Raw genomic sequence first — 4,012 nt, 5'->3', positions numbered from 1 at the left:
CCCCGCAGTAGAGGGGATCCCCGCCAGCTCTAGTCAATCCGATCCGGTCAGAAACCGAGGTGTGTATCGGGTTCGATGTGGGTGTCGGCCGACTGGTGCAGCGAGTTCTCCTGCGAGAAGGTGTTGTCGCTGTGGATCGAGCTGTCGGTGTGGGTGGAATTGTCCTGCTCGAAGGTGTTGTCCTCGTGCACCGTGGTGTCGGTGTGCGTGGACGAGTCGACGGTCGAGGAGTTACCGCTGCCCAGATCGTGACCGACCGTGGTCTGGTTGCCGCCGACCGCGGTGGGGTTGGAGTGGTTGCCGTTGTCGTTGACGATGATCGATCCACCGCCACCCCCGCCACCGGCGTTGGCCTCGTTGCCGCCGTTGCCGATGCCGAGCAGACCGCCGCCGCCGCTGGAGCTGGCGCTGCCGCCATGGCCACCGGACATGTCGTTGTCCTTGATGACCGTGCCCTGGTTGCCGTCGATGATGTCGCCACCGGAGTGCTGCGAGGTGTCGCTCACCTGGGTGTCGTTGCCCTCGCCGATGATGATCGGCGAGTGGCTGCCGCCCTCGATGACGCCGGTGTTGGCGTTGTTGCCGTGCCCGACCACGTTGCCGTCACCGTTGACGCTGGTGGTGTCGATGTGACCGGCGGTGCCGGTGTTCACCACGCCGCCGTCGGTGGCGGTGTTGCTGGTCTTGTCGCCGAGGGTGATGTCGCCGAAGCCGAGGTTGAACGCGCCGTTCTGCGCGTTGGCGCCCGCCGCCTGATCGGGGCTCATGAAGTCGTTGTTGCTGGCGACCTCTGTCGCGTTGTGGCTGGCGAAGTCGGTCGCGTTGTGGCTGGCGAAGTCGGTCTGCGGCGCGAACGCCGTCTGCGGCGAGAAGGCCGACGGAATGTTGTGGTAGCTGGCAACCGCGGACTGCAGACCCTGGACCGGGTTGCCGTCGCCGAGGAAGACGCCGGCGGGAACGGTGGTGGCGGCGACGGCCTGGAGCTGCGCAGCGCTGACGTTCGGCAGACCTGCGTCGCGCAGTGCGCCGTCGGGGTCCCTGACGAACGTGGCGGCCACGTCGGGGCTGCGGAACAGGTCGAGGATGTAGTCGATGAGGTTCGTCATTGAAGTGCCTTTCGGTGGGACTTGGGTAGGTCGTGTCGCCGGCCTCCGGCGATCTGTTCACTACGTTATGGGCCCGGTGGAGGCCCGGAAACGGGGACGTGACCCCTCGCCGGTCGGGGCTGTTACGGGGTGCACTGGGGGTTGCTGTTAGGGGATTAGGGGATGAGTGGGGATGCTCGTTCGAAACCCCCCTGGCCTGCACGAATACGACGACAGCGCGGCCATTGCTGGTCGCGCTGTCGTCGTCGTGAAGCTGGGTTGACTCACGTGAAGATGTCGAAGTCCGGGTCCTGTGGCGGCGACAGGTGATCGTCGATGTCACCAGAGATGGAGTGGTGCACGTCGTCGAGCGAGTGGTCCGTCGGGGTGTCCATGACGTGGACGTCCTCGAACGTCGGCACGTCCAGGTGCGGCGACGGCTCCGACGCGGTCACGATCGACGGGACATCGAAGTCATGGTCGACGATGGTCGGCGCCGCATCCTCCGGCTGTTGGATCACGTTCGCCAACGTGGGCACCTGATCTGCGACGACGTCACCGCCTTGGATCGGTAGGTGATCGTCGAACGCGTCGAAGGCCGCCGTCGCGGCGCCGCTCGCCCACACGTTGTGGGCGGAGTCGAGAAGGTTGTCAGCCCCTCCGGAGAGCCCCCCGGACGGCACTGCCGTCGACATCGATTCGGCGACGACGGGGATCAGGTGGTTGACGTCCGCACTGGTCACGTCGCTCAGGTTGGCGTCGGCGATGGCCTGCGCGGGGTTGGCCGCGTACTGAGCGGCAGCGTCCGGATCGCGTACCAGCGACATGACGAAGTCGAGCAGCGAGTTCGCCACGGCGTGCCTCCTATCTGCTGCTGCGGGACGGTGGCCACACTGAAGCCACCATTGGTTCTGCTCGAATGCTATCGGCGGAACCCGTTCCCGGGATCGGTGCTGAACCCACCCCGCCAGAACGGGCGTTAGGGGACGGCCCGTTAGGGGTTCGACACCCTTAGGGGGATTGAGCCTCCGATGCTTGCGGCAGCCGATATGGTGAGGGCTGTTTCCTCGATCCGACAGGAATTGCGATTCATGACAGAACCACTCGGATTGTCCGTCGGAACCACCAATCTGGTGGCGGCCCGCATCGGTGCCGAGCCGGTCACGCGGCGATCGGTCCTGACTCTGTTCAACGACCGCGGGCCGGAGGTCGGCCAGTTCCCCGGCCCGAATCAGCAAGGGCTGGTCCTGGCCGGCTTCGTCGAGCGGGTCGGTGACCCCGTACCCCTGGTGGCGGCAGACGGGTCCTCCCACCGGGGCGAGGCCGTCCTCGTCGAGGCCCTCGACGTGATGGCCAGGGAGGTTGGCGGGGGCGCACCCGTCACCATCGCCGTGCCCGCGCATTGGGGACCGGCCGTCGTCGGCGCCCTGCGGAATGCGCTGCGGGCCAAGCCCGGTCTGTCCCCCGACGGTGTTCCCGCGACGTTGATTCCCGACTCGGGCGCCGCGCTCGCCGGCCTGCGCGCAGGGCCGGGGTTGCCTGCCGACGGCGTCGTGGTGTTGTGCGACTTCGGCGGCGGCGGAACCAGCGTCACGCTGGCCGACGCCCGCGCCGGCCTCGCGATCATCGGTGAGACCATCCGCTACCCGGACTTCTCCGGCGCCCTCGTCGATCAGGCGCTGCTGAACCACGTCGTCGTAGGCATCGCCGAGGCCAGCTCGTCGGATCCCGCCAGCACCGCCGCGGTCGGATCGCTCACCCGCCTGCGCGACGCGTGCCGCGCCGCGAAGGAGCGCCTGTCCGCCGACACCGCCACGGTGATCCAAGCGGAACTGCCCGGCTACTCCTCCGACGTCCGCATCACCCGCCAGGAGCTCGAGCGGCTCATCGATCCCCCGCTGACCGGTCTGCTGTCGACGATCGCAGATGCGTTGCAGCGCCATCGAATTCCGGTGACGAGCGTCTCCGCAGTCGCCACCGTCGGCGGCGGCGCCGCGATCCCGCTTGTCACTCAGCGACTGTCGGAGCACCTCCGGGCGCCTGTCGTCACCACGCCCCTGCCGGTACTCACCATCGCCACGGGCGCGGCCGTCGTCGCGGCCAGCGGGTTCGACGACGATGCCCAGACGGGCATGGCCCCCACCGGACTGGCGCCGACAGTGGACGCGCCGACGGGTCTGGCGCCGACGATGGGGTGGGTCGCCGGCGCACCGCCCGCCCAGCCCCCCAACGAGGGGTCGTCCACCTTCCGCGCGTTGGCGTGGTCGCAGGACGACGCCCCGAGCGGCGAGCCCGTGCCGTACGCCGGAGCCGACTACCAGTCGGACTTCGGCGGCCAGACCGATGCCCGACCGGAGGTCGCCTTCGCGCACGACGAGGAGGACGATCTCCCCGACCCGGAGCCGCTGGCCTGGTACAAACGTCCGCCCATTCTGTTCGGAGCAGCTGCGGCCGCCGCGCTCCTGGCGGTGGGAGGACTCGCGGTCACGCTGACCGGCACGTCGAGTGACTCCGGCCCCGTCACCGAGACCGCAACGAGCTACTCGCCGGGACAGTCGAGCAGCGAGGCACCTCCGCCCGAGCCGTCCACCCAGACCGTCACGCTTCCAAACGGCGACACCAGCACCTCGGTGATACCCCCGCCGGTGACCACCACCGAGCCGACCACCGCCACCACGACGACCACGTCGCCCACCACGACCACGACCACCACGACGACCACCACGACTACGACGACGACCACCACGACCACGACGCCTCCGACGACGACCACCACCACGACCACCCCCCCGGTCACGACCACGACGACGCGGCCGCCGGTCACGACCACGACCACGGTGGCGCCGCCCGATCCGCCGACCTCGGGCGACGCGTCCCCGCCGACGAGCGCGATCACGCCGGAAACGCCCGTCGTCACGGTGGTACCC

Annotated in this window: 3 protein-coding genes; 1 reads left to right on the top strand and 2 read right to left on the bottom strand. The window is 68.9% G+C overall.

Going from position 1 to position 4,012, the window contains the following annotated elements; genetic code table 11:
• Positions 1-47: 47 nt before the first annotated feature.
• Positions 48-1,106 carry an IniB N-terminal domain-containing protein gene (locus ACRDUX_RS36025; protein ID WP_526421504.1) on the bottom strand — a complete coding sequence of 353 codons (1,059 nt, stop codon included), beginning with the start codon at positions 1,104-1,106 and terminating at the stop codon, positions 48-50.
• A gap of 263 nt (positions 1,107-1,369) precedes the next feature.
• Positions 1,370-1,939, bottom strand: coding sequence for an Rv0340 family IniB-related protein (locus ACRDUX_RS36020; RefSeq protein WP_526421502.1), 570 nt, complete (start codon positions 1,937-1,939; stop codon positions 1,370-1,372).
• 237 nt (positions 1,940-2,176) lie between these two features.
• Here ACRDUX_RS36020 and ACRDUX_RS36015 point away from each other — a divergent pair.
• Positions 2,177-4,012: Hsp70 family protein (locus tag ACRDUX_RS36015; protein ID WP_526421500.1), on the top strand; the 1,836-nt coding region annotated here is incomplete at its 3' end.

The sequence above is a fragment of the Mycobacterium sp. genome (genome assembly GCF_050701675.1).
Lineage (GTDB): Bacteria > Actinomycetota > Actinomycetes > Mycobacteriales > Mycobacteriaceae > Mycobacterium.
Note: the sequence above shows the minus strand (reverse complement) of the source record. Positions and strands in the feature narration are given on the sequence as shown.